Raw genomic sequence first — 24,148 nt, 5'->3', positions numbered from 1 at the left:
CCGGGAAGAGGGAGGACAGTTCATGGCGGATTGGGCGGGAGCGCTGACGGCTCGCGGGTATCCGGCATGATCGCGGACTATGTCATTGTCGGCGGCGGCAGTGCCGGCGCGGTGCTGGCATCGCGCTTATCCGAGAACTCGGCGAACCGCGTGGTCCTGCTTGAGGCAGGGGCCGATACGCCGCCGGATGCCACGCCCGCTGATATCGACGACACCTTCCCGAGTTCGAGCCTCAACCCAGAATATTTCTGGCCGGAGTTGCAGGCGCGTCGACGGGAGGGCGGACGGCTCCATTCCTATCCCCAGGCACGAATCATGGGTGGCGGATCCAGCATCATGGGTATGTGGGCTTTACGCGGCATGCCGTCGGACTATCGACGCTGGTCCGAGGCCGGTGCTGAGGGGTGGGACTGGCCGGACGTCTTGCCCTATTTCCATCGGGCCGAGGCGCATGCCGATGAGCCATCGTCGGGCGGTCCCTATCCGATCCGTATCCCGCCGCGCGCGGAATGGCCGGGCTTTGTGCGTGCCATCGAGGCCGCGATGCAGACCCGTGGGTTTGGGCATATCGAGGACATCAACGAGACGCCCGGCTGCGGCTTCTTCGCTATGCCCAATGCCGCAACGGCACATAAGCGTTCCTCGACCGCGTCCCGCTACTTGACCGCTGCCGTGCGCGCTCGATCAAACCTGACCATTCTTGCGGGCGCCACGGTGCGGGCACTGCGAATCGAGAATGGTCGCGCCACGGGCGTCACTGTCGAGCAGGCGGGCGCGAGCCGCGAACTCGCGGCAGGCGAGGTCATCCTCAGCGCCGGCGCCATCCATTCGCCGGCCTTGCTCATGCGCGCTGGCATCGGTAACGCCGAGTCGCTGCGCGACCTTGGCATCGAGCCGCGCCTGCACCGCCCCGGCGTCGGGCAGAATCTGCAGAACCATCCCTATCTGCATATCGCGATGACGCTGCCGGCGCGCGCGCGGCTACCGGCAGCGTTGCGCCGGTTTGCGCTGGCCGGGGTGCGGCATTCGTCCGGCTTGGCGGATTGCCCGGCGGGTGACCTGGTGCTGACAGCGATTGGCCGCGTAAGCTCCCACAGTTTCGGCGTCGATCTCGCTATGTTCAGCGCGGCGCTGTATGCGCCCTTTTCTAGGGGCACAGTGGCTCTGACCAATGCCGCGCCGGAAGCGCCTCCGGTCATCGATTTCCGCTTCCTGGATGATCCGCGCGATGCACCGCGGATTCTGCAGGCCGCTCGTTTCGCTGAAAGCCTGCTCGCCGATCCCCTCTTCGGGCAGCACTACCATGACGCCTTTCTGCTGCCGCCGGTGATGTCGCTCAATCAATTCGGAAAGACCGGGCTTGCCGGTGCGTTGACCGCGCTGGGCGCATCCTTGGTGCTGAACGCGCCGCCGCCCATTTCACGTTTCGTATTGTCGCGCCGGTTAGCGCCTGGTTTCTGGATCGCAAACCGCCGGCACCAGCGGGTGCTGAACGACGACGACATCTTGAGCGCTATTGCGCCGATGGGACACGTCTCCGGCACCTGCCGCATGGGGCGGGTCGAGGATGCCAATGCGGTCGTCGATGCGCATTGCCGCGTTATCGGGCTCGGCGGCTTGCGCGTCGTCGACGCCTCGGTAATGCCTTGCGTGCCTAGCGCCAACACCAACTTGCCGACGATCATGGTCGCGGAGAAGGCCGCCGACCTCATCCGCCCCGACAGTGTCCGCTAGACCGGCTGATCGATGTTCGACCAGTGATAACCTGCGATCGGTCTCGCGATGCAGGTATTCCTGAGCATTCGTCTGACCTCGTCCGTCTCTCATGCGTCGTGACATGCTCGCGTCGTCAACGCCGGGGTCAAAACGAAAGACCCCATAGCCGGCATCCGACAGCGGCGCGTTGAGCGAAGCGGTGATGGCGATACCGAGCGCATTTCGGTGTCGTCAGGATCGATCATTCCGTCGTCCCAAAGTTCGGAGGGAGCGTAGTATCCCGACAGCTGCTGCTGATAAGCCTAGAGCGTCTCGGCGCGCACGCGCTCGACATTTTCCTGGTTGATCTAGCTACTCCAAGCCGTCGCATGTGATCTGGAGATATCCAAAGATCGCCCTTCTGACGCGGGAGATTAAAAGCGGTGCATTTGCATCGCCTCTCTGCGCGGCAGAATCGACTATGCCGCCAATGATTGCGATTAAATCGGCAGCTGCGGAGGAATGTCGAGCAGTTGCCGGCAGGTCAGATCGTTCCAAGCAGCTCAAAACAATGCGGACGAGTTCGTTTTTGAGGCGTTTGTCCCTGTCATCTGCAAACAGTCTTTTTCGTTCGATGTTGAGCAGACACGTAAGCGTTGGCCGCTTCAGTTGCCGGTTCACCATCGCACCGATGAGAGACACTAAACCCTCTCTCCCGCTCGAGAAGGCATTCAATTCGCTAAAGTCGCCGAGCAGTAAGTCTGTTTCGCGCTCTATCAAGGCTCGAGTGATCGCGTCTCGGCTCGGGAAGTACTGATAGATAGATCCAGGACTCACTCTTGCGAGGTTGGCAATGGCATTTGTGGTGTAATCCGCCAATCCTCTCTGTTCTAGTATGCATGCCGCAGCTTCAATAATGGTGGCGACTGTTGCCGCCGAGCGCGCTTGAACCGGCTTCTTCCTGGGCTCTAAAAGGCTTCGGCTCGATTTTTTGTGCATGGCTCAATTCGATATATAAGGGCCATCTCGATGCGATGCGTCGCCGGCTTCATCGCGCCTCGCTTCGACGCATTGAGTACTTCTATTGATTGAGGCGTGCAAGTTCGAGGCTCAGATGTCATAGCTTCAGCTCCAAGCACGTTTTGACGATCAGCAATGTGAGCACGTGTCGTGGCTTCAGTGGGAATGTGGTCCATCCGCGGGAAAAAACAGGCGTGGTGAAAATTGGGGAATGCGAGTATTCAAATCGCGAGCAGCCGCTCACACTGATCTGAAAATGATGATCGAAAGTGTTATCGTCGGTGTAGCGATCAGAGAGGCTCGGATGATTTCGACTGGGCGTTCAATGCTGAGTTACGTTTCGGCGTCCAAGGCAAATAATGGTATGGATGAGTGTGCCGGACATGCAGGACTACATCTGCAGAGAAAACGTAACGTACTGTACCCACGACGGAGTAGAGCTGCGTGGTGATCTTTACCTTCCTAAGGGAGATAGGCTTTTTCCGATCTTGATAGGTGTGCCCGGAGGAGGTTGGCGTATCTGCGTACGGACCAGCCTTCGTCAATGGGGTATTTATCTCGCCTCTCGCGGATATGGCCTATTCGTTATCGATTATCGCCTTGCGACTGCAACCCGCAAGGCCTTCCCCGAGGCGGTGCAAGATGTCGTCGCGGCCGTTCGGTTTATTCGCGGCTCAGGGGCCGAACTATCCATCGATCCACAGCGCATCGGGCTGCTAGGTGCGTCGGCAGGGGCGCATCTTGCCGCACTAGCAGCGTTTGGAGGCGACACGACTGCTTTCGGTGGGGGGCATCCCGGCGATGCGTTCGCCTCAACACCAGCTGGTGTAAAGGTGCTGGTGGCTGTTTACGGAGTATTCGATCTCTTAAGACAATGGCAGGATGATCTCAGTCGCAATCCGGATCCCGAATGGAATATGACGCGCAATCTTATCGGCAGAGACCCCTATGAGGATCAGCGGAGCTATTTCGAGGCATCGCCGTTGCGGTATGTCACTTACGACAAGAACCGAATGTCGGTGTTTGTGAGCTGGGGCACATCGGACGAATTCGTAGATCCCGCACAGTCGGAGTCGTTCGTGCGCGCCTTGCAACAGGCGCGCTTCACTGTTCGAACACACAAAATACTCGGTGCCTCGCACTTTTGGTTTGGACAATCCCTTGATTTCCCGTCAGGCGAGGACACGAGCCTCGCGCCGCGCCTGGTTCAATTTCTTAACCTGGCTCTCTGACTGAATCCCGCCGTCCAGCGGGTGAGTTTCTGGATGTGCCGCTCGACGTTCGCGGCAGATGGCTTGTCTCTTCAACAATCGCTGAGCTTGGAAAGGGTCCAGGCCGACGATATCGTGGACGCTTCCGTTTCTTATCAACTCCCTGCAACTCCAAGAATACGAAGAGCGTGTTCATTATCGTCGAATACGGAAGATGCGGGGGCTTACAAGACAGATGTAACCCTCAGGGATTAAAGACGCTAGTCGAATCGGACAGCTCCAATCGGAACGACAGATGTCGTCGCTCTCATCCCTCCACTGCGAAACAAGAATGATCTATGCTTGGCGCACAATAGATCACCATGCCGCCACGCACCCATCGCTTCTAGGATCGCACGCGCCCTCAAGGAGGCCATCGGGATGCCGAACGATCGCTCCGGCGTGGCCCATCTGAGACGTGAAAGGACCGACGAGCTCAACCTCATGACCGGCTTCGCGTAGTGCCTCATAAAGTTTCGGGTCGAAGCGGTCCTCCAATTTTAGGGAAGTGCTAGCGTCCCCCCAAGCGCGCCCGAGCAGCCAGCGGGGTGCCGTGATCGCCTGCTGCAAGGGCATGCCAAAGCGGGCATAGCGCGAGAAAATTGCGCCCTGCGTTTGTGGTTGGCCTTCGCCCCCCATTGTGCCGTAAGTCATCACCCGTCCGTCTTGGAAACGGGCCAGGCCTGGAGTCAAGGTATGGAACGACTTTCTGCGCGGTTCCAGAGCATTCCAGCCGCCGCGCGACAATCGGAAACTGCTCCCTCGATTCTGCCATACAATGCCGGAGCGTGGCAGAACAAGCCCGGAGCCAAACTCGAAGTAGGTGCTCTGGATTGCACTTACAGTCCGACCTTCATTGTCGATCACCCCGAACCAAGTGGTGTCGCCGGCAGAAGGGGACCGAGGCCAAGGCAAGGCACGGTGACTTTCGATTCGAGCCGCCATTTTGTCGAGGGCGTCGCTGTCATCCAGGAGCGCCTGCGGATCTAGCTTCATCCAGGCCGGGTCGCCCACATGCGTGTCCCTCACCAAGAAAGCTTGCTTCGTGGCCTCGACGAGACCATGCAAATGCGCAAAGCTTTCTGGCTTGTCTGCGTGAATGCGGTCGAACAGAGCTAGAATGAGCAGCGACGCGAGACCCTGAGTTGGTGGAGCGGTGTTGAAGAGCCGGGCGCCGGAAATGTCTACCGAAAGCGGTTCAGGGCGGTCCGCCAAATGCTCGGCGAAGTCGGCCGCTGAAAGTGGACTTCCCAGCGCCTCCAGATCGGACGCAATCATCGTAGCAAGAGGACCATTATAAGTTCCGAGTCCCTCGGAAGCCAGGCGGCGGAGAGATGCCGCGAGGGCGGGCTGCCGGAAGCGTTCGCCTTCCACCATCGGTCGCCCCGCACGCTCGAAAATGCTTGCGTAGGCACCGGGCAAATTCTTCAACTCCGGGCTCTTATTGGCCGCGACCTCGGCGCCATCACGGGTGAGGGCTACACCGTGCTCCGCGTATTGAATGGCGTCACGAAGTAGCCGCGAGGGAGATAAATGGCGGCGAGGGCTCGCCTCGAGGGCTGCAGCCCATCCAGAGACTGCTCCTGCCATCGTGTTAGCGGCTAGCGGTCCGCGGCGAGGTATCTCGGCTAAATTCTCATACAAGCCGAGATTCGCGTGGCTTGCCGAGCGTCCAGAGGCGTCGATCGTATGCGTACGACCGTCAGGTTCGGCTATTAGCCAAAATCCATCCCCACCAATGCCCGTCATGTGAGGGTAGACGACTGCCAGGCAGGCGGCGACGGCAACTGCCGCCTCGATTGCGTCACCACCATCTTTGAGGACGTCGAGCCCCGTCTGGCTCGCCAAATGATGTGGTGAGACAACCATACCCCGAAAGGAGCGAACAGTGTGCAGCATTCTATGATTGTAAGGTGCCGAACGCCGCATTGAAGAATGCAGGCGCGCTGATCAAGATGAACATGTGAGCCTATGCAAAACCCATTCGAGGGCGTTCCACCCTCATCGAGAAGAGAGAACCTAGCTCAGTCTGTGGGGCAGCGTGCTTGGCTAGATCCGCGCTGTATTGTGCGTGCTTGTGTGCGATTGTAGTACTCGCGTTACAAGCGATCCCATTCGCGCGCTTTGGAGCGGGGCAAGCAGCGGGAAACGTGCAGCTACAAAATGAAAGCTCACATTGTCTGTTGTGAAGCGACCTCAAATCAGCCTGAGGAAATATACCGAAGGAAGTTCACACTTATCCAGGTGGTGATGCTGCGTGAGAGGTCGTCCTATTCGTTTGTCATTCTGGACGGCGCGCGGCTCGCGATCAGCCGCTCCCGCGGTTTAGTATTGAAAAGTGCGTTCTCAAAAGAGGATCGTGAGCATTGGGCCGATGTCTAGGAATTGTCCGTACGCCGCGCGCCTGTTAGGCGGCGGAGAATGCCGTGCATTCAACCCGCGCGTCGTCCCGGTCATAAAAGCGTTTCGACGAAATCTTAGGTCTTGACCCAGTCACTACTTGTGACGGTGTTCATCATCAGCGAGCCGCTGACGATGGTGCGCATTTCGCACTCCGACTTTATAGCCCCGCGGATTTCCCGGATCTGACGCCTGGGAATCGATCTTTCGAAGGTGCCCCGTTTGCTGCTGAGCCAACTTCACCTTCATGTCCAAATAACCCCACACCGCCGCCTCGATAGAGCGCGTTAGAGAGGATGCATCGACCTCTCCTCGTCGGCCGCTGGCGTAATTTAGCGCCTTGGCAATCTCGACTATGTCCATAGCCGTCGCTTCAGATGCGGACATTGAGAGACCGAAGCTCTTCCGTAGGAACTCTTCTAGCGAAGCTCGGATGATTGTGCCGGCGCGCGACGCTGGCATGAGCGATGCCAATCGAACTTCCTCGAAATCCAGCAATCTTGCCAACAGTGGACGTCGTACCTGATTTCGGACGGCCGCCTTAAACACCTCCCGCAGTGCCTGTCTCGGCGGGGTTAAGGCGAGCGCTGCCAAGACGGCGTCGACCATACTGGTCGTCTCGCGCTCGATGAGTGCGATGGTAATTGCGTCTTTGTTTGGAAAATACTGGTAAAGCGACCCTATGCTTACTCCGGCACGAGCCGCGATCTCGTTCGTCGTGTAGCCGTCAAAGCCGTAACGTTCAAGAATATCGGCCGCACCCTCGAGTATCGTATCCACCGTTAGGGCCGCGCGGGTTTGAGCGGGCGTTTTTCTGGGGTTCAGCCGCTGCGTGCCAACCTTTTTGGAGCGTGATGACCTCATATGAGAAATGCTCGTACCTTTTCTGGCTGTCGTCAAGGGTATCCGTTGATCCAGCGGACGTCACCGTACGCATTGCTCGAATGTTCTTTCGACGGTCTTCCCGACGGTTGCCATGCCCGAACCCGACCTTCATGTTCGGCGACGCGCGCGGCAACGGTCTAGCTGAGGGGCGGGGAAGTCGTGCCAGTGGCCGTGCGAACGTCGGGAGGCTTCGTAGCTTGAGGACGCAGAGGGATTGTATCATTCGTGATGGGACTTTCATCCGCTCGCGTCAGGAGTCGGGCCGAGTTAAGCAATCTGTTTGGTGTGCAGGCCGACTGGAGGCAGGCGGATTCTCGACAGCCGAAATGTGAGCAGGCGTGGCCGGCTCTGCGGTCAACGGCAGCATTTGCAGGAAATAACGCGAGAGCCTGATGCGAGTACCGAAATGGCGAGCAATCGCTACCCTGTGCGCATGAAAACGGAGTGACGTTCGATCGCTCAGCGACAAAACAATAATGAAGGGAGAGTTCGCGAGCGATACAATCTGGCCAGCGAGGCGGCAGCTTGAGGGTTCAATTGGATCAAGTCGCCTCCGCGCAGTTCAATCAAAGCAGCGGTTCTCAGAGCGCTCGACTACCTCGTGAAAGCGGTGGGGAAGCTTTGGTGCGCGCTAGTCGCGACCGGACTGATCGTGGCGTTGGAAGCGGCTGATCGTGTTGCTGAAGACTAAGACCGAACCACTGAGAGAGGACAGTTTCGGTGACTTAAGAATCCTCTCGCCGAGCGACGTCGCCGCTGGCGTAACCAAAACGCTTTACTCAAACAACGTTACATGGGGGATATCACGTGTCTTGCTGTCATTGGAGGATCGCATTGGCGATGTTGTCCGCGACGATGCTTGGCCCAATAGGCTTTGCCAACGCGGCGGATTGGCCTGATAAGCCGGTGAAGGCTGTACCGGTTGTCGATGCTCCCTTTTTTACCGTGAATGACAACCGGTTAACTTACGCATATTTGTTTGAGGCTAACACTCCGTTGGCTCCGGGAGGGAAGAACGTAGCAGCGTTTACGCACTTTGACGCTTGGGCATACGGTACCAACTCTTTTAATGGCTTATTGGCCAAGAACCAACAGGGCGACGTAGCTTCATCTTGTAGGCTACCAAATCAAGGCTGTGCCGGCTCACTGGAATTCCACGGTTTTCTCAGGAGCACGCTTGGTTTCAATCAAGTATTTGACACCAAAGCGTTCTCAGCCGGGCCGCTACAGAACGTCTCGCTGGCGGTCGGAGGCGGCGTGCAGTTCAAGAATACATTCTCCGCAATCAACCGAAACTCGATTACCGCAGGCCTCCAATTCGACTTCGCTTTGCCCTACAAGGGGTACTTCAACATTACGCCGCAAATGTACAAGGCTTGGCAGTACTCCGGGAGCTATGCGGCGATATCATTCGCACCGGCATTTCCGGGAGCTCCCAACGGATGGCTCGACTTCGACCCGACATGGTCCCTTTTCATGAGCTATTATATGCCGTTGGGTTTCTTGCCTGAGTCGATCCCGCTTTCCGTCAGTGGCAACTTCACCATCATTGGCCCCATGGGGAGGGGCGCGAAACCAGGTGTCCTTCCAGCGGCCCTGATTGCTCCCACCATAACCGAGTACAATGGTGAGCCCGTCCGCTTGACGTTGGACGCCAGCAAAGTGCTGTGGGGTCCCAAGTACTCTCATTTCGTCGACGTGTGGGTCGCTTACAAGTATTGGCGCAATCTTCTGGGGCTTGACGACACTTCCAATCTGGCGTGCCTGTCGCTCAATTGCAGGGGATCATCACTATACTCCGGGATTACGGTGAAGTTCTAACCGCCTGGCTTGGTACGACAATCCGAAGATGTCCGGAGCTGCTCACGGCATCGAGTCAATGGCTCGGCGGGTGGCCACGCACTCCATAGATCGAAGACGCCTCCGCTAGCAGGCCGGTCAGTTCTGCTCCTCCCTGACTTGGGCCGCCTAGCTTGTGCTAGGCGGCCCATTTCGGTCGACCCCCACGGGAATTCGCAATCGGGACCTGCTTCTGATGAAGGTCGAACGCACCAAAGGCGCAGGTTTTGCAGGAAAAGTATGATGACAACGTTCCAGGACGCGCGCGCCTTTTTGCTGAAGCATCGCACCGATTACGATACGGCGGTGAAGGGATTCCGTTGGCCTGATCCTGTCCCTTTCAATTGGGCACTGGAGTGGTTCGATGCCGATCTTGCCACGAGAGAAGAGAGCAGAAACCGCCCAGCTCTGTGGATCGTCGATGCCGGCCGGAACACGGAGAACAAGCTCACCTTTACGGAGTTGTCGCGCCGCTCCAATCAGGTCGCGAATTTCCTGCGCGCGCAAGGGCTGCGGCGCGGCGACCATCTGCTGCTGCTGCTCGGCAATGTTGTGCCGCTATGGGAGACCATGCTGGCGGCCATCAAGCTTGGTGTGGTCGTCATTCCCGCAACGACGTTACTGACGCCGGAGGAACTGAGGGATCGATTGGAGCGCGGGAGAGCTACAGCGGTGGTCGCAGGGCAGGACCAACTGAACAAACTCGGAGACCTGGCGACAAACAACCTCGTCCGTATCGCCGTTGGAGCGACATCGCAGCCCGGCTGGCTCGCCTACGAAGAGTCTGCGCTGGCATCGGAGAATTTCGTCCCGGACGGTCCGTCGCTGCCAAACGATCCGATGCTGCTCTACTTCACCTCGGGCACCACGGCCAAACCCAAGCTCGTGCGCCATAGCCAGCGCAGCTATCCAGTCGGCCATCTTTCGACCATGTACTGGCTTGGCCTCAGACCCGGCGACATTCACCTCAATATCTCTTCGCCGGGCTGGGCCAAGCATGCCTGGAGTTGCTTCTTCGCGCCCTGGAATGCGGGGGCTACCGTATTCGTCTTCAATCAAGCCCGCTTCGAAGCAAAAGCATTGCTCGAGGCCATCGGCCGTTTCGGCGTGACCACGCTATGCGCACCGCCGACGGTCTGGCGTCACTTCATTCAGGAGGACCTTGGCTCCTTCAAGGTGAGCTTGCGTGAGGTCTGTGGCGCAGGCGAGCCACTCAATCCGGAAGTGATCGATCGGGTACGTGCCGCGTGGGGGCTCACCATCCGCGATGGATACGGCCAAACGGAGACCACGGCGCTGGCTGGCAATTCTCCTGGTCAGAAGATCAAGATCGGATCTATGGGGCGCCCGCTGCCCGGTTATCAAGTGCAGGTTAGCGATGCTGATGGTCTTCCCGCAACCGAGGGCGAGATCACGTTTCAGCTCAACGCGGGCAGGCCGGCTGGGCTCATGCAGGGCTACCAAACCGAGGACGACGGACTTTCCGGCGTCAATGGCGTGCTTTACCGCAGCGGCGACGTCGCCGTTGCAGATGAGGACGGCTATCTCACTTTCATAGGACGGTCTGACGATGTGTTTAAGTCCTCGGACTATCGCATCAGCCCGTTCGAACTGGAGAGCGTTCTGCTTGAGCACGAGGTCGTCGCGGAAGCGGCGGTGGTCCCCAGTCCGGATCCTGTACGCCTCGCGGTGCCCAAGGCTTTCGTACTGCTCGCTTCAAGTGCCGAATGTTCACGCGACACTGTGCTGTCTATCTTCCAGCACCTGAATGCGCGGCTTGCCCCATTCAAGCGTATTCGGCGCCTCGAAATCGTCTCCGAACTTCCCAAAACAATCTCTGGCAAGATCCGCCGCGTCCAGCTGCGGAAGCTTGAACAGGACGCCAATGGCATCAGCCCGTTGCGTGGTCAGGAGTTCCGGGAAGAGGAGTTTCCCGAGTTGCGAATACGAAAGGGGAAAGATAGCCGATAAGCGAACTTGGAGAGCGGTCGCGGAGGCGAACACTCGGCGAGTGTGCGCTACGCACTGAACCCTGTTCCAAAAGATGCGTGCTTGGCGCTGAACCAGAAGCCAATGCAACGCGGTTCTTTGTGCCTGTCGGAAAAGTAGTGCTGGAATCGCGTCCCCATCCGAGCGCGCCATAGACACACATCATTCGAAGTCACGTACGATTGGTGTGATTGGTTTCAAAACACCGTGAGAGTGTGGTGCTCCTCGAAGCGCGAATTCACAAATTCTGTTTCGGTCAATCAACAAAGGCACGTTCTAAAATGCGGAATATTGCAATTTTCGGATCTGGTCGAGTAGGAGCGACGCTTGCCACCGGTTTGGCTGCGGCCGGGCATTCTTTGAAACTCGGCGTACGAAACCCAGAAACGGCGCGCGGCAAATGGACGGGACCTAACGCGATGTTCGCCAGCCTGGCCGAGGCATCGCGCGACGCCTCGGTTGTTATCAACGCTACGCCCGGAGCGAGTAGCGTCGAGTGCCTTTCAGTTCTTCGCGCAGAGTTGAAGGGAAAGGTGCTGATCGATGTTGCTAACGCAACGGTACGTGGTCCGGATGGAATTCCGAGTGCCTTGCTTTACCCCAGCTCAAGCTTGGCGGAAGTCCTTCAGGCAGCATTACCTGAGACCTTCGTGGTCAAGACGCTTAATACCGTGTTGTCGCCCGTGATGGCGAATCCCGATCTGCTGAGATCGCCAGCGACCATCTTTGTGTCCGGAAACGATGACGGTGCGAAGGCGGTCACGCGGGAATTACTGCGCGACCTCGGCTGGTCGGATCGCTCCATCGAGGATCTTGGAAGGATCGATAGCGCGCGTGGTACCGAAGCACTGATCCTCCTCGTGCCCTATCTCATTCGTTCCAAAGGATTTGCAAATTTTGCGCTGAGCGTGGTGCGGTGAACCCAATCGATCGTTGATGAAGTGTGACGTCGCTCTCTGAGCGAAGTGTTGTTACTCGGCATCTTTTGCCTGCAATCAAGAGAGGCCGATTGGGTCAGTGGCGGCAAACCCGAAGGCCCGCCGAGCCGATTGTCGCTCCTCGCGCTCAACATGCGATGGTCGCTCAAGATGTGGGCGATGTCGTATTTCGCTCTTGGCAGCCGTACCCTCGGCAATCCGCGCACGATACCGAGCAGATCACGGGTTCGCTGGTGAGCGTCTTGCGCTGCCCGACGGGCAGAGCTGGATGAGTGTTTACTTTTCGATCGGGGCGTTGGTGATCGTAGGATACTGGTGCAGCTGAGCCGCTTTCGGCCTGGGCGCGATACGCTGTAGCGTTCTAATCGCATCCGTCAACTCTCGCCTAATCCAAAATGCGAGCAGACACCTTGATTGTCGAACCGGAAGGCGCCGTGGATCGTTTGTTTTGCTGAATTTCCTGCTGTCTAGACCTCCCTTCGGGAGCGCTCTCGAGCGTGCTCCAAAAGCGAGTTGTAGGAGTGAATGATTACGCAGAATATTCGGAGATCGCGAACAATTTCCAAGCTAGCAAAGATGAAGAGTCGTCGTGCCCCAAACACGCCTTAGTGGCAAATCTTCGGAGGCGCCTCGCACGCCAAGGATCATCGCCCTCAGCCGCGCTCATCCCGTCCCGACCGAGATTCGCGGCCGGCAGCTGATGACGTCGATCGTCCGCGACCCCATCGAGGGGCCACTGCAAATCGGTCCCGAAGGACCGGTCGACAATTCGACCGCTGTACACACCGAGCACATGCTGGCGTTTCCCGCCGCGCATTACGATTTCTGGACGCGTGAACTCGGCGTGGCTCGCAATGCATGGAACTGGGCCTGGTGGGGAGAGAATCTGACGGTTGATGGCGTAGACGAAGAAATGCTGCGCATCGGGGACCTGGTCAAGATCGGTACTGCCGAGTTTGAGGTCACATCGCCGCGGATTCCTTGTTTCAAGGTGGCTTGGCGCATCGGTCAACCGGACTCCATCCTTTTGCGTATGATGGAGACGGGGCGCGTTGGTTTCCATCTGGCAGTGCTCAAGCCGGGTTTGGTCTCGCTCGGTGACGCAATCGAAGTCTCCTCTCCACAGCCTGAAAACATAACCGTCGCCGACATGTCGCGGCTGCTGCTGTCGACCTCCATCGAAAGCGTGGAGCAGCTGAACGCCTCTTTGGCGATCCCGGCCCTCGGCAAAAAGGCGGCGGGAGCAGTCCGCCGTCGCATTGCCCTAATCGAGGATCGCGAGCGCATGCGTGTCGGCCGCTGGCGAGGGTGGCGCCGGTTCATCCTGGCGTACGCTAACGACGAGGTCGAGGGGGTCCGTTCGTTCCACTTGCAGCCTGATGACGATCAGCCCCTAGCTCCCCCGGCGCCAGGCCAGTTTTTGAGCGTCAAGACCCAGCGCGAGGGCGAACCGGACCTAGTGCGCACTTGGAGCATCAGTGACGTCGACCTGAAACGGCGCCTTTACCGCATCAGCATCAAGGCTATAGAAGGCGGCGCCGGATCTCGCCGCATGCACGAGCAGTTGCAGGTGGGAGACGCCATCTGGTGTCGTCCGCCCGCAGGTCAGTTCGTCCTCAATCGCAGCGGTCACCGCCGTATCGCGCTGTTCAGTGCAGGTATCGGTGTCACACCGATGATGATGATGCTGAAGGGCTACATCGAGCGGGGGCAGGGCGCGCCGCCCCTGGTGTGGGTGCAGGTGGCCGTGAATGGGCGGGCTCACCCGTTCAAGCAGGAGATCTCCGCGCTGCTGGCGCAGCTCCCGGATGTTCACCGGATCATCTATTACACCCGGCCTGATCCCGCGGATCGCGTTGGTGTTGACTACGACCGCGCGGGTCGCCCGACGGCGGAGGATCTGTGCGAGATTTTCGGGGCGCCTTATCCGCTCAACCTGTTTGGCCGGGAGCTGCCGTTTCCCGGACAGGAGACGGAGGCCTACGTCTGTGGCCCAGAGAGCTTCCAGGATCTGGTGCGGGATTCACTGCTGGCGATCGGTGTGAAACCCGCCGACATTCGTTCCGAGGCATTCGTCGTCAAAAGAGCGGCGAACGAAGGGCAGGCGGCCCTGATCGAGAAGGCGGCGGTGCGTTTCATCCGCTCCGGGGTAACCGCCGAGTGGCACGCGGACGATGGCCAGACCTTGCTGGACCTGGCGGAGGCCGCGGGCCTGAGCCCTGCTTATGCCTGCCGCTCCGGTCTTTGCCAGAGTTGCGAGTGCGCGATCATGGCCGGTGCTGTCCAGTACGACCCGCAGCCATCGGTGCCCTTGGAGAGCGGCAAGGTGCTTATCTGCTGCGCCCGGCCGGCGACGAACGTGATCGAGCTGGATGTTTGAGCAGCCGGCAACTCCTCTCTCCATCCGACCGGGGGAGTCTTGAAAAACTGCAATTGCGATCGACGAGACTAAGGGGAGGAAATGGGATGACTTCGACGCGGGACTATTCCGAGCTCAAAGCAAACTGGCGCCTACTGCTTGCTGCGTTTGTCGGATCGGCTGTTGGATTCCCGACGCTTCCATTCTTCAGCATTGGCGCTTTCGCGCCGACGTTCCAGCGCGTCTTCGGCTGGAGTCAAGCTGCCATTCTGGGTGGGCTGCTGCTTGCCACGGTCATGATTCTTGTCTTCGGCACCTTTATCGGAGCATTCATCGATCGGAGAGGGCCCCGCCTGATCACGATGGTCTCGCTGGTTGGCATGGGAGTCAGTTATATGGGGCTGGCCGCCTCCGACGGCTCCATGACGATCTATTATGCCGCTTGGGTCGCGATGTGCGTCACCGGTCTCGGTGCCAGTGCCATATCTTTCACGCGAGTGATCAGCGGCGCTTTTAGCCAGCGGCGTGGGCTCGCGCTTGGCTTGGTGTTGGCGGGATCCGGCGTCTTCGCTTTGCTGGTGAAACCTTTTGCGGCATGGCTGATCGCCGCCTTCGGTTGGCGCGTCGCCCTGGTCGCGATCGGTGCTCTGCCGGTTTTGCTTGCGGCTCCGCTCGTGTGGTGGGGTTTCCCAAGAAGCTGGACAGGACCAAAAGGTGTTGTCGTGATGGCTGAGACGGGGCTCAGCGTCAGGGATGCCTTGCGAAGTTGGGCTTTCTGGGTGCTGATCGTCGCCTTTATTGGCATGGGTTTTGGGATCGGCGCACCCGTGCCAAACATCGAAGCGATCCTCAACACCAAGCAGCTCGATGCGCGCGTGATCGTCAATGTGGCGGCGCTCATTGGCCTCTCCATCGTTGTGGGCCGTCTTGCTGGCGGTTGGTTGATGGATCGCTTCTGGGTCCCAGCCTTGGCTATGATCATGTTGGTCTGCGCCGCCTCGGGCTGCGTGCTGCTGTCAGCGTCCGTGGTGACGGACACCAGTGCAGGCGCCGCAATCGTGTTGATCGGCCTCGCCGCCGGCGTGGAGTATGACATTCTGGCCTATCTGGTCGCCAGGTATATCGGCTTGCGCCGCTACGGATCTATCTACGGCATCTTATTCGGCATCTTCGCGATCGGAGCCGGTGGAGGGCCAGCGCTGCTTGGTCGATCTTATGATCTATCCGGCAGCTATACGACGGGCCTCTTAGCCTGCGCAGGCGCCCTGGTCGCATCCGGTCTCTGTCTCTTGTCGCTGGGTCCCTATCCTACGAAGTTCGAACCCGTTCAGGGCGCCTCGTGCCCCAGCGATGTCGAACCCCAAGCCTTCACCTCAAGCACCTGAAGCAGGCTGCCATGATCAGATTACTGAGCTACGTCACGCCGCGTTTGTGCTTGGCCTCGCTTGAGGCGACTCTAAGACCGGGTAAGCGCTCGCCGGCATACGACTCGCAAGCGCGAGTCAGCAGGGGAGATGGGCTGTGATTACAGTGCTAAGCAACGCGCGCATTTTTGACGGGGTCTCCGAAAATATCATTGAGAATGGCGCAGTGGTCATTGAAGGCGATCGGATTCGGGATGTGACATCGGGCGCTGTGCGCCTCAGCGACGCCCGTGTCATCGATTGTCGCAACCGCTATCTGATTCCCGGACTGATCGACTGCCACGTCCACGCTTGTTCACCGACGTACAATTTGCCTGTTGCGGATCATCTGCCGGCGTCCTTGCTAACGTCCCATGCGGTCAGATGGTTGAAGGGCGCGTTGCACCGAGGGTTCACCAGCGTGCGCGATGCGGGGGGTGGCGACGTCGGTCTGCATCTGGCGATCGAACGGGGGATTATCGAGGGGCCTCGCTTCTTCTTCTCCGGGAAGGCGTTGTCGCAGACCGGAGGTCATTCGGACAACCGTCCAGCTGATTATGTCCCCCAATGCGGTTGCTCTGGCTACGTCGGCTGTACCGGACTGGTCGTGGATGGGGCCGACGCCGTGCGGCTCGTTGTCCGCGAAGAGCTGCGTAAAGGTGCCACGCAGATCAAGCTGATGCTGTCTGGAGGCGTCACCTCGCCGACCGACCCGATGTGGATGCCCCAGTTCACCGACGACGAGATCCTGGCAGCGGTCAAGGAAGCCGGCACACGCCGCGTCTATGTGATGGCGCACGCACATACCGACGATGCGGCGCGCCGCTGCGCCATCCTCGGCGTGCGTACTGTGGAGCACGGGACAGACATTAGTCCGGAGACGGCGGCGCTCCTTGCCGAACACGGCACCTACGTCGTTCCCACACTGTCGCCCGCCGCGCTCCTCGAGCGGCACGGCGCGCGAGTTGGGCTGCCTCCCGCGGGCGTCGAGAAAGTCAAGGGCATCGTCGCGCTTATGGCTCGCTCCATCGAGAATCTGACTCGAGCCGGCGTAAAGCTCGGAATCGGCACCGATCTCTTCGGCGAGGAGTTCCACGTCATGCAAGGAGGCGAACTGAAATTGCGCGGCGAAATTTCGCCGGCGATCGACGTGTTGCGCTCGGCCACTTCTATCGGCGCGGAAATCCTCCAGAAGAGTGGCGAGCTCGGGTGCATTCGCCCTGGCGCTCTTGCCGACATCCTTGTTTTGGAAGGCGATCCCTTTGCGGATCTCGGACTTTTCGAGGACGCTGCGCGGAACATCCCGATGATCATGAAGAGCGGGCAGTTTGTGCGTTGCTCGCTCTAACTTCAGCGTCGGGTGGCAGCCCCGCTTCGGCCGGCCGGACGGCGGCGCAAATCCGAAGTGAAAGAATAACCGGCGAAAGGACGACGATGACCGATCCCTTGAAGGAGCTGCTGGACAAGCGCGCGCTAGACGAATTGATCTTTAAAACGATGCATGCGCTCGATGCGCGCGACTGGCCTGCTTACCGGACGTCGTTCGTGGACGATGTCGCCTTCGACTTCCGCGAGCATGGCGCAGCCCCGCCGGAGGCCCGCCAAGTGATTACCGGGATAGACAACTTTCTGGTCTTGCAGCGCGCGGTGATCGAGGGCTTTGACACTGCCCAGCATCATGTCACGAATATGGTGCACACGATCGACGGCGACAAAGCCGTGACCGATTCCTATCTTTATGCTGAGCATTTTTTGAACAACGACCGCGGTGATCGCAACGTATCGCTGGGCGGCCGCTATCAATTTGACTCACGCCGCTCCCCTGGCGGCTGGAAGATCCATCGCCAACGCTTCTACAGCCCATGGATCCGCGGCAACCCCATGCTCTATCAGATGGCCGTTGAGGTCACGTCCGCGCGCGCCGCCGGCCAGTAGGGTCTGCCATGCTTGCGACGCTCCCGTCTGTAGCGATCCTGCGCCCTTCGTCAGTGCTGCTCGCCATGCGAGTCCCGTCGTCTGCATCCGGCAAGAGGCAGAAGTACGCAACTTTTGCTTACGGACGAAGGAGGGTCTTACGGCGAGTTGCTATAGCGCGCGGCGCGCGTCTGCACGGCTTCGCGAATATAAGCCACATCGCACTGGGCCAGCTCCTTTTCATCGAATAATCGAACCACCGCGGAATCTATCGTCGAAATGAGACATCTCACTTTTCGCCAGCTAAATATCTTCGCGACGGTGGGTGACCACGAGAATCTGGCGGCCGCCGGTCGGATACTTGGCCTCTCCGCGGCCACACTGAGCGACGCAATTCGTGATGTCGAGGCCGCGCTCGGTAAGGAAGTGTTCGACCGATCATCACGCAAGATGCGGCTGTCCGCCGACGGTCGCGCACTGCTGCCCGATGCGAAAAAGCTCGTGCGTGAGGCGCATGCGCTGACATTGCGACACCGCGGACGATCGGTGCTTTGTATCGGTGCGTCAATGACAGTCGGGAACTATATCTTGCCGCCGCTGCTCGGTGATTTCGCGCTGAGGCACCCCCAAACCGAGATCACGGTACAAATTCGCAACACGGACGACGTCATCCACCTGGTGGCGGAGCATGCGGTGGACGCGGCGATCGTCGAAGGGCGTGTCACCGATTCCTCGCTCGATGTTCGTCTTTGGCGAAGAGATCCGCTGGTGATCATCGCCGCGCCGGACCATCCGTTAGCAAGAACCACGGACCACGCGGCTCTCGGCGCGGCGAAGTGGATCCTGCGCGAGCATGGATCGAGCACGCGTCGGTCTTTCGAGACAGCTGTCGCTGATTGGCCGGTTGCGCCCCATGTCGTCATGACCGTCGGTAGCAATGAACTCTTGAAGGCTGCCGTGATGCGTGGGCTGGGCCTCAGCTGCATCGCGGCGTCGGCAGTGGCGGCGGAGGTCCGGCGCCGCGAGTTAGACATCGTCCCCCTGAATGGCGTCTCGTTCCAACAGACCTTGAGCATCGTCCAGCGCACCAACAAACGGTCGAGCTCGATCGTGGAAGAATTCCTGGATCTCTGCCTCGCGGCCCATGGGCCCGGAGGTGTTGAGGCGGACTCCCGTTCGGGCAGAACGTTGCCTTTGGCGAGCGGGCCAGCCGAGCCCGCTAACGCGATTGGCGGAAAGAAGGACGCATCGGCTCTCGCGTCGGGCCGGGCTTGCAACTGAAGCGGCCCTCGAAAGCGCGATCATTCGCATCTCGAAAAAGGGTTGCCTATTGGTCCGTTCGCTTCGTGAATCTCTAACGTCGAGTTCGGTCATTTGCTACTTCCGCCGACATCCATGGCTGGTACGCTCGGCGCAAATCAGAACTTCGGGGGGCGCAGCATCGCTGGCGTCGTCCTTGGGCCAACACGGAGCGAAGGCGGGGCAGAGCATGAAGTTGCACGGAAACAGAGTGGGGTCGAATTGCCGTCGGGTGACCATCTATCTTGCGGAAAAGGGTCTTGAGCTCGAGCTCGTTGAGGTTGACCTGGCATCAGGCGAGCACAAGAGCGCGGCGTTCCGTGCGAAGAATCCGGCCGGCCTTATACCGGTTCTGGAGTTGGATGATGGAACGTTCCTCCCTGAATCGTCGGCGATCGTTGAGTATCTCGAGGACAAGTTTCCGGCCCCGACAATGATCGGCGGTACGCCAGAGATGCGAGGAAACGTCCGAGCACTCGAAAGGATCGCCAGCGATCTCGCGATCGTTTCAGGTGTGATGCTTAAGCACTCCAGCCCCGCGTTCGCAAAGAACGTCGATCAGGTTCCGGCAGTGGCTGAGGCCGTGCAGGGGATCGTCGCTCAGCAGCTTAGCTTCCTCGAGGCACATCTAGGCGACAAGCCCTTCCTGGCGGGGGAACGACCGACCATCGCGGACATCACTCTCTTCTCCTTCACCCAGGCGTTCAGAGTTCGGATGAACACGATTCTTACCGAAGGCTATCCGCGTCTGACCGCCTGGTACGAGCGATTCGAAAAGCGACCGAGCGCTGTGTACCAGGTGGGCGCTTAAATGGCGCGGTTGGTCGTACAAATGGTCGGATGAAGCAAGACAGAGAGCAAATATGACCAAAAAATCTGCCAGCAATGTTCATCTCTTGGGCGAGTCCTCATCGCTCCTGAATAACAAGAAGATTGCCATTATCGGCGCAGGACCATGTGGTCTGACGCTCGCGCGGCTTTTACAACAGAAAGGCGCCGACGTACGCGTCTTCGAAATGGAGCCCTCGAGCACGGCGCGTAACCAGGGCGGCTCGCTCGATCTGCATGAAGACTCTGGCCAACTCGCCTTGCGTAGAGCAGGTCTGCACGAGGAATTCATCGCCGCATGTCGACCGGAAGGGCAAGCCATCAAAGTCGTTGACAAGCATGGCACGATGATCGTGGATCTGCAGCCGAAAGATGAGGCGGAAACACGTCCCGAAATTGATCGCGCCGTGCTGCGCAACCTACTGATCGACTCACTGGATGCCGAGACGATACAATGGGGGCGGCCGTTAGAGAGCGTGGAACGGTCTGCGCAAGGAAATCTGCGATTGGTGTTTGCGGACGGGCGGCACGTAGATGCGGATCTGGTGTTTGGGTGTGACGGCGCCTGGTCGAAGGTTCGGCCGTTTGTTTCCACGACGAAACCGTATTATTGCGGAATTACGATTGCGGAAACATGGATTCCCTCAGTGGAAGCGCACCACCCTCGCGTGGCTGAGCTTGTTGGTGCCGGCATTTTCCTGGCGACGGGGGACGACAAGGGATTGCTCGCTCAGCGGAACGGCAATGGCAGCGTTCGGGTGTACGTACTTCTGCGTGTTCCTGAGGATTGGACGCAGCGCTGTGGTTTTGCTTTCAATCAACCCGATGCGACCCGCCAAGGCCTGTTGCAAAGTTTTGAAGGATGGGCGCCGCATCTACGTGAGGTGCTGACGATACCGGATATGTTTATTCCCCGCTCACTATATACACATCCTCCTAGGCAAGCCGCCTGGCTCGATCGAGCCAACGTCACATTGCTGGGGGATGCTGCTCACGTGATGCCGTTTTTTACGGGACGGGGCGTCAATCTCGCGATGCTGGATGCGGCTGAGCTGGCTGACAATCTCACATCGGGAAAGTACCCCGACGCTGCGCGGGCGATCCGCGCATATGAAACGAGCATGTTTGACCGAATGGCCCCGGAGATCTCCGAAAACCATGCCGACCAGGACGTATTTATCTCGCGCGACGCCCCTGCGGGCATCAAGGAGCTGTTATGGCGCAGAATAGAATCAGGCCAAGAGCGCAAAGCAAAGCCGTCAGGCGCCGGTTCTAACTCCTAGATCCCCCGACTGCGATGTTGAAGCAGCGATGTCTCCCTTACTCCCAATTGGGGGAAGGCAGGCCGTTCTGCAATAACGCAGCGACGGGTTCGAGCCATCTCCGAAAGATATCCCACGATGCATTCGATTTTCCATCATGTAACGCCCGTTGTTGAGTCGCCGACGATCAATCAGCGGCTAGGTCGCCGCATTATGTTTAAGATGGACTGCCATCAGCCCGCGGGGTCATTCAAGATCCGAGGCATCGGCCATGTCGTGGCGCAGCATGTTGCCGCCGGCGCTGATCATTTCGTCTGCTCATCGGGGGGTAACGCAGGACTGGCGCTCGCCTATTGCACTGCGGCCCTCAAAGTGCGAGCGACAATCTTCGTCCCCGCGACCACGAAGCCGAGCGTGCATCAATTGCTTGCGAACTATGGAGCGACGGTCCACGTAGTGGGCAAGGTCTGGGATGAGGCCGATAAAGCAGCATGTGACCACTGCGCGGCTGAAGGTGCGGTATACGTGTCGCCATTCAATGATCCCTTGCTTTGGCAAGGGCATAGCACCCTTGTTGATGAACTCGCGTTTCAGATCGAGCGACCCGATGCGGTCGTTTTGTCTGTCGGCGGTGGCGGGCTCTTATGCGGAGTGTTACATGGAATGCACAAGCATGGCTGGAGCGACGTGCCCGTCGTAGCGGCGGAAACCAAAGGCGCAGATTCCTTTGCTGCGGCCGTTGCAGCCGGCCGCCCGGTCGCCCTGGGGGGCATTACCTCGAAAGCAACGTCGTTAGGTGCCCTTAAAGTGTCCGACGAAGCCTTCCGCTGGACCGCGAGGCATCCTATCCACTCTGCTGTGGTCACCGATCAAGACGCCTTCACATCGTGCCTTACATTTGCAAATGAGCTTCGTGTTCTGGTTGAGCCTGCCTGCGGCGCCGCGCTGGCAGCCGTCCAACAAGGTAACTTTCCGCTCGATAAGTGCAAGAACATCGTGGTGATCGCATGCGGTGGGAATGCCGTCAGCGTGGGCGCATTGTGCGAATGGGCGACGCACCATTCGGCTTGAGGTGCTCGGCCTCTGTCCAGATGATCTTGAGAGGCCAGCATCAAGGCGGTTAACCTAGGTCAATCCTCATACATTTGCCTGCGGACGGCGACTGACGCGAAGCGATAACCGCCAACGACGGCTTCAGAGTCGACCGCCGGTGAGGACATACGTTTGTGACCTGGGTGAGGTCTTATGGTCTCTTATCCTCCGCTACCCGCAGTACACGCCGCGTAGCGCGCCGCCAGGTGAAGGCAGATGGCGCTCGTCGATCTTGCGAACCTCGCCGTCGGTGAAACGGGATCGCGCCGAGGGGATTGAAATCATTGGGCGTAGACGGCGCCGCCATTCACGTAAACGGTGGTCGTGTTCACCCAACGCGCGTCATTGGACGCCAAGAACAAAGCCGCGTCAGCAACTTCTTCCGGTTCACCCGGTCGTGTGAAAGGGGTCGGAATGGCGGGGGCCGGGGCCGAGCCGGTCGGACCGACCGCCAGGCCCGCGATCCGGTCGGTCCGTATCAGTCCGGGGGCCAGGGTCAGGGCACGCACGCCGCGAATCGCAACCTCTCGCGAGAGGGCCCGGGTCAGTTGTTCGATCGCGAGCTTAGTGGATGAGTATAGGCAGTGCTCCGGCACAGCAAGTCGAGTCGTTCCCGAGGAGAGACTGATGATGACGCCGTTGTCGCGCACACGACGGCCAGCTTCTTGAAACGTGACGATAAAGCCCTTCAGCACCTTCAACTGATGGTCGATGGCTTCCTCGGAAAGTTGAGTTGGCGCCCCTGCAGCGATTCCGGGCATCCCGGGATGAGCATTCGCGACCACGATATCCAGACCTCCGAATGCCTTTTGCCCTTCATCGAACAGTCGGCGTACTGCCACAGGGTCCATGCTATCGCCTTGCAAAACAACGGCATCGCCCCCAGCCGCCTTTACCGCATCCGCAGTCGCATCCGCTGCAGTTCTGTTCGATACATAGTTGACAACAACCTTCGCGCCTTCGCGTCCATAGACCTCCGCGATCGCACGACCGATTCCGCGTGACGCGCCGGTGATGAGCGCTACCTTATTCTCTAGTTTGCGCATTGTTTCTTTCACTTCATGAGTGTTTTACTTCTTGAGTTGTCAATTTATCAGCCCCCCATATCATGGAAAGTCGTAAAGCTCCGAACGTGCTGTAAGGAATTATCGAACCGACGAATCCGGCGCTTCGATATGCTCGGCGGTGATGGCTTGGCGATCGCAAACAAAATGAATCCGATCGAGGACGTGTTCCAGGAATTCGCTGACGCAATCCAGACGGCGGGCGATGTCAACGCATTCGAACGTCTTGCCACGCGGCTCGCGCAAAGGCTCGGCTTTCAGCGATTTGCCTATTTGCGCCTGACCGGCGAGGCGCCCGTGCTCATCTCGTCCTACCCGAAGTCCTGGACCGGCCGTTATTTTGATCTTGGATATCAAAAGCTTGATCCCGTAGTTCTCCGTGCCCGGGCCGAGCGTGACCTCTTTAGCTGGGGTGGGAGAGCTCGTGCGGCCGCGGGGTCGCGAGCGCAGCGTCAGTTCTTTGATGAGGCCGCAACCTTTGGCATCCGCTCTGGAATCACCGTGCCGATCAGAGGCGGTTTCGGACAGACAGCGGCTTTCACGTTGGCGACGAGCGATCGTGAGATCGATCTCGACCGTCTTGCCGGCGAGTGGAGGGACATCATTCACCAGGCGGGATTGTATTTCCATGCCCACGTCGTCGCTCGGCTCGGCGCTCCGTTTGTCACGCGGCAACTCACCGAAGGCGAGCTGACCCAGCGCGAGCGTCAGTGCCTTGCATGGACAGCGCAAGGCAAAACGGTCGCCGATATTGCGGTTCTCGTCGCGATCGCGCCGCGTACCGTCGTCTTTCATCTTGAAAATGCACGTCGCAAATTGGGAGCAGCGTCGATCGCTCAGTGTGTTGCGATAGCATTGCGCCGCGGCCTGTTGAGCTGACGCCCTCGTATCTGATTTCCAGCAGGGTAGGA

General features: G+C 59.2%; 18 protein-coding genes. 14 read left to right on the top strand and 4 right to left on the bottom strand.

The window, feature by feature from the left end; all coding sequences use genetic code 11:
- Window positions 1-66: 66 nt before the first annotated feature.
- Window positions 67-1,734 carry a GMC family oxidoreductase gene (locus RAD04_RS25900; protein ID WP_461626033.1) on the top strand — a complete coding sequence of 556 codons (1,668 nt, stop codon included), beginning with the start codon at window positions 67-69 and terminating at the stop codon, window positions 1,732-1,734.
- 333 nt (window positions 1,735-2,067) lie between these two features.
- Here RAD04_RS25900 and RAD04_RS25895 read toward each other — a convergent pair whose 3' ends face one another.
- Window positions 2,068-2,694: a TetR/AcrR family transcriptional regulator gene (locus RAD04_RS25895; protein WP_461626032.1), complete on the bottom strand. Its 627-nt coding sequence runs from the start codon at window positions 2,692-2,694 to the stop codon at window positions 2,068-2,070.
- A gap of 404 nt (window positions 2,695-3,098) precedes the next feature.
- Between RAD04_RS25895 and RAD04_RS25890 the strand changes: the two genes are divergently transcribed.
- Complete coding sequence (locus RAD04_RS25890; protein WP_461626031.1) at window positions 3,099-3,947, top strand: alpha/beta hydrolase family protein; 849 nt, start codon at window positions 3,099-3,101, stop codon at window positions 3,945-3,947.
- A 336-nt stretch (window positions 3,948-4,283) separates the two neighbouring features.
- Here the strand turns inward: RAD04_RS25890 and RAD04_RS25885 are convergent, their stop codons facing one another.
- A complete protein-coding gene (locus RAD04_RS25885; protein WP_461626030.1) occupies window positions 4,284-5,864 on the bottom strand; it encodes a gamma-glutamyltransferase family protein in 1,581 nt (526 codons plus the stop codon).
- A gap of 597 nt (window positions 5,865-6,461) precedes the next feature.
- Entirely contained in the window at window positions 6,462-7,265 is an 804-nt protein-coding gene (locus RAD04_RS25880; RefSeq protein WP_461626029.1) for a TetR/AcrR family transcriptional regulator, read from the bottom strand.
- Window positions 7,266-8,090: 825 nt separating this feature from the next.
- Here RAD04_RS25880 and RAD04_RS25875 point away from each other — a divergent pair.
- The 11 genes from RAD04_RS25875 (at window position 8,091) to RAD04_RS25825 (ending at window position 22,152) form a co-directional block, all read left to right on the top strand.
- Window positions 8,091-9,071 (top strand): hypothetical protein, encoded by a 981-nt coding sequence (locus tag RAD04_RS25875; protein ID WP_018316714.1) that lies wholly within the window; start codon window positions 8,091-8,093, stop codon window positions 9,069-9,071.
- Window positions 9,072-9,332: 261 nt separating this feature from the next.
- Complete coding sequence (locus RAD04_RS25870) at window positions 9,333-11,060, top strand: AMP-binding protein (RefSeq protein ID WP_461626028.1); 1,728 nt, start codon at window positions 9,333-9,335, stop codon at window positions 11,058-11,060.
- Between the two features lie 236 nt (window positions 11,061-11,296).
- Window positions 11,297-11,998, top strand: a complete 702-nt coding sequence (locus tag RAD04_RS25865) for an NADPH-dependent F420 reductase (RefSeq protein ID WP_461626027.1) — start codon at window positions 11,297-11,299, stop codon at window positions 11,996-11,998.
- A gap of 718 nt (window positions 11,999-12,716) precedes the next feature.
- Window positions 12,717-14,396, top strand: a complete 1,680-nt coding sequence (locus RAD04_RS25860; RefSeq protein ID WP_461626026.1) for an MOSC domain-containing protein — start codon at window positions 12,717-12,719, stop codon at window positions 14,394-14,396.
- Between the two features lie 86 nt (window positions 14,397-14,482).
- Entirely contained in the window at window positions 14,483-15,760 is a 1,278-nt protein-coding gene (locus RAD04_RS25855) for an MFS transporter (protein WP_461626025.1), read from the top strand.
- A 136-nt stretch (window positions 15,761-15,896) separates the two neighbouring features.
- Window positions 15,897-17,126, top strand: a complete 1,230-nt coding sequence (locus RAD04_RS25850; RefSeq protein ID WP_461626024.1) for a metal-dependent hydrolase family protein — start codon at window positions 15,897-15,899, stop codon at window positions 17,124-17,126.
- Between the two features lie 86 nt (window positions 17,127-17,212).
- Window positions 17,213-17,713: a nuclear transport factor 2 family protein gene (locus RAD04_RS25845; RefSeq protein ID WP_461626023.1), complete on the top strand. Its 501-nt coding sequence runs from the start codon at window positions 17,213-17,215 to the stop codon at window positions 17,711-17,713.
- Between the two features lie 258 nt (window positions 17,714-17,971).
- The gene (locus RAD04_RS25840) at window positions 17,972-18,973 is read left to right on the top strand and encodes a LysR family transcriptional regulator (protein WP_461626022.1); all 1,002 of its coding nucleotides are present in this window, start codon (window positions 17,972-17,974) and stop codon (window positions 18,971-18,973) included.
- Between the two features lie 208 nt (window positions 18,974-19,181).
- A complete protein-coding gene (locus RAD04_RS25835; protein WP_461626021.1) occupies window positions 19,182-19,802 on the top strand; it encodes a glutathione S-transferase family protein in 621 nt (206 codons plus the stop codon).
- Between the two features lie 52 nt (window positions 19,803-19,854).
- Entirely contained in the window at window positions 19,855-21,102 is a 1,248-nt protein-coding gene (locus RAD04_RS25830) for an FAD-dependent oxidoreductase (RefSeq protein WP_461626020.1), read from the top strand.
- 117 nt (window positions 21,103-21,219) lie between these two features.
- Window positions 21,220-22,152: a pyridoxal-phosphate dependent enzyme gene (locus RAD04_RS25825; RefSeq protein ID WP_461626019.1), complete on the top strand. Its 933-nt coding sequence runs from the start codon at window positions 21,220-21,222 to the stop codon at window positions 22,150-22,152.
- Between the two features lie 302 nt (window positions 22,153-22,454).
- On the opposite strand, the gene RAD04_RS25820 is transcribed toward RAD04_RS25825, so the two are convergent.
- Complete coding sequence (locus RAD04_RS25820) at window positions 22,455-23,219, bottom strand: SDR family oxidoreductase (RefSeq protein WP_461626018.1); 765 nt, start codon at window positions 23,217-23,219, stop codon at window positions 22,455-22,457.
- Between the two features lie 15 nt (window positions 23,220-23,234).
- Here RAD04_RS25820 and RAD04_RS25815 point away from each other — a divergent pair, with 15 nt between their 5' ends.
- Window positions 23,235-24,116, top strand: a complete 882-nt coding sequence (locus RAD04_RS25815) for an autoinducer binding domain-containing protein (protein ID WP_461626017.1) — start codon at window positions 23,235-23,237, stop codon at window positions 24,114-24,116.
- The last annotated feature ends 32 nt before the right edge of the window (window positions 24,117-24,148 follow it).

The sequence above is a fragment of the Bradyrhizobium sp. 25ACV genome (assembly GCF_054863005.1).
This window is presented reverse-complemented; position numbering and strand designations above follow the sequence as displayed.

Excerpts from the sequence above, each read along its gene's own strand:
- RAD04_RS25825 (WP_461626019.1), top strand. The coding sequence starts at position 21,220 with ATGCATTCGATTTTCCATCATGTAACGCCCGTTGTTGAGTCGCCGACG.
- RAD04_RS25890 (WP_461626031.1), top strand. The coding sequence starts at position 3,099 with ATGCAGGACTACATCTGCAGAGAAAACGTAACGTACTGTACCCACGAC.
- RAD04_RS25835 (WP_461626021.1), top strand. The coding sequence starts at position 19,182 with ATGAAGTTGCACGGAAACAGAGTGGGGTCGAATTGCCGTCGGGTGACC.
- RAD04_RS25820 (WP_461626018.1), bottom strand. The coding sequence starts at position 23,219 with ATGCGCAAACTAGAGAATAAGGTAGCGCTCATCACCGGCGCGTCACGC.
- RAD04_RS25885 (WP_461626030.1), bottom strand. The coding sequence starts at position 5,864 with ATGCTGCACACTGTTCGCTCCTTTCGGGGTATGGTTGTCTCACCACAT.
- RAD04_RS25855 (WP_461626025.1), top strand. The coding sequence starts at position 14,483 with ATGACTTCGACGCGGGACTATTCCGAGCTCAAAGCAAACTGGCGCCTA.
- RAD04_RS25875 (WP_018316714.1), top strand. The coding sequence starts at position 8,091 with ATGTTGTCCGCGACGATGCTTGGCCCAATAGGCTTTGCCAACGCGGCG.
- RAD04_RS25895 (WP_461626032.1), bottom strand. The coding sequence starts at position 2,694 with ATGCACAAAAAATCGAGCCGAAGCCTTTTAGAGCCCAGGAAGAAGCCG.
- RAD04_RS25870 (WP_461626028.1), top strand. The coding sequence starts at position 9,333 with ATGACAACGTTCCAGGACGCGCGCGCCTTTTTGCTGAAGCATCGCACC.
- RAD04_RS25830 (WP_461626020.1), top strand. The coding sequence starts at position 19,855 with ATGACCAAAAAATCTGCCAGCAATGTTCATCTCTTGGGCGAGTCCTCA.
- RAD04_RS25815 (WP_461626017.1), top strand. The coding sequence starts at position 23,235 with ATGAGTGTTTTACTTCTTGAGTTGTCAATTTATCAGCCCCCCATATCA.
- RAD04_RS25900 (WP_461626033.1), top strand. The coding sequence starts at position 67 with ATGATCGCGGACTATGTCATTGTCGGCGGCGGCAGTGCCGGCGCGGTG.
- RAD04_RS25845 (WP_461626023.1), top strand. The coding sequence starts at position 17,213 with ATGACCGATCCCTTGAAGGAGCTGCTGGACAAGCGCGCGCTAGACGAA.
- RAD04_RS25860 (WP_461626026.1), top strand. The coding sequence starts at position 12,717 with ATGACGTCGATCGTCCGCGACCCCATCGAGGGGCCACTGCAAATCGGT.
- RAD04_RS25840 (WP_461626022.1), top strand. The coding sequence starts at position 17,972 with ATGAGACATCTCACTTTTCGCCAGCTAAATATCTTCGCGACGGTGGGT.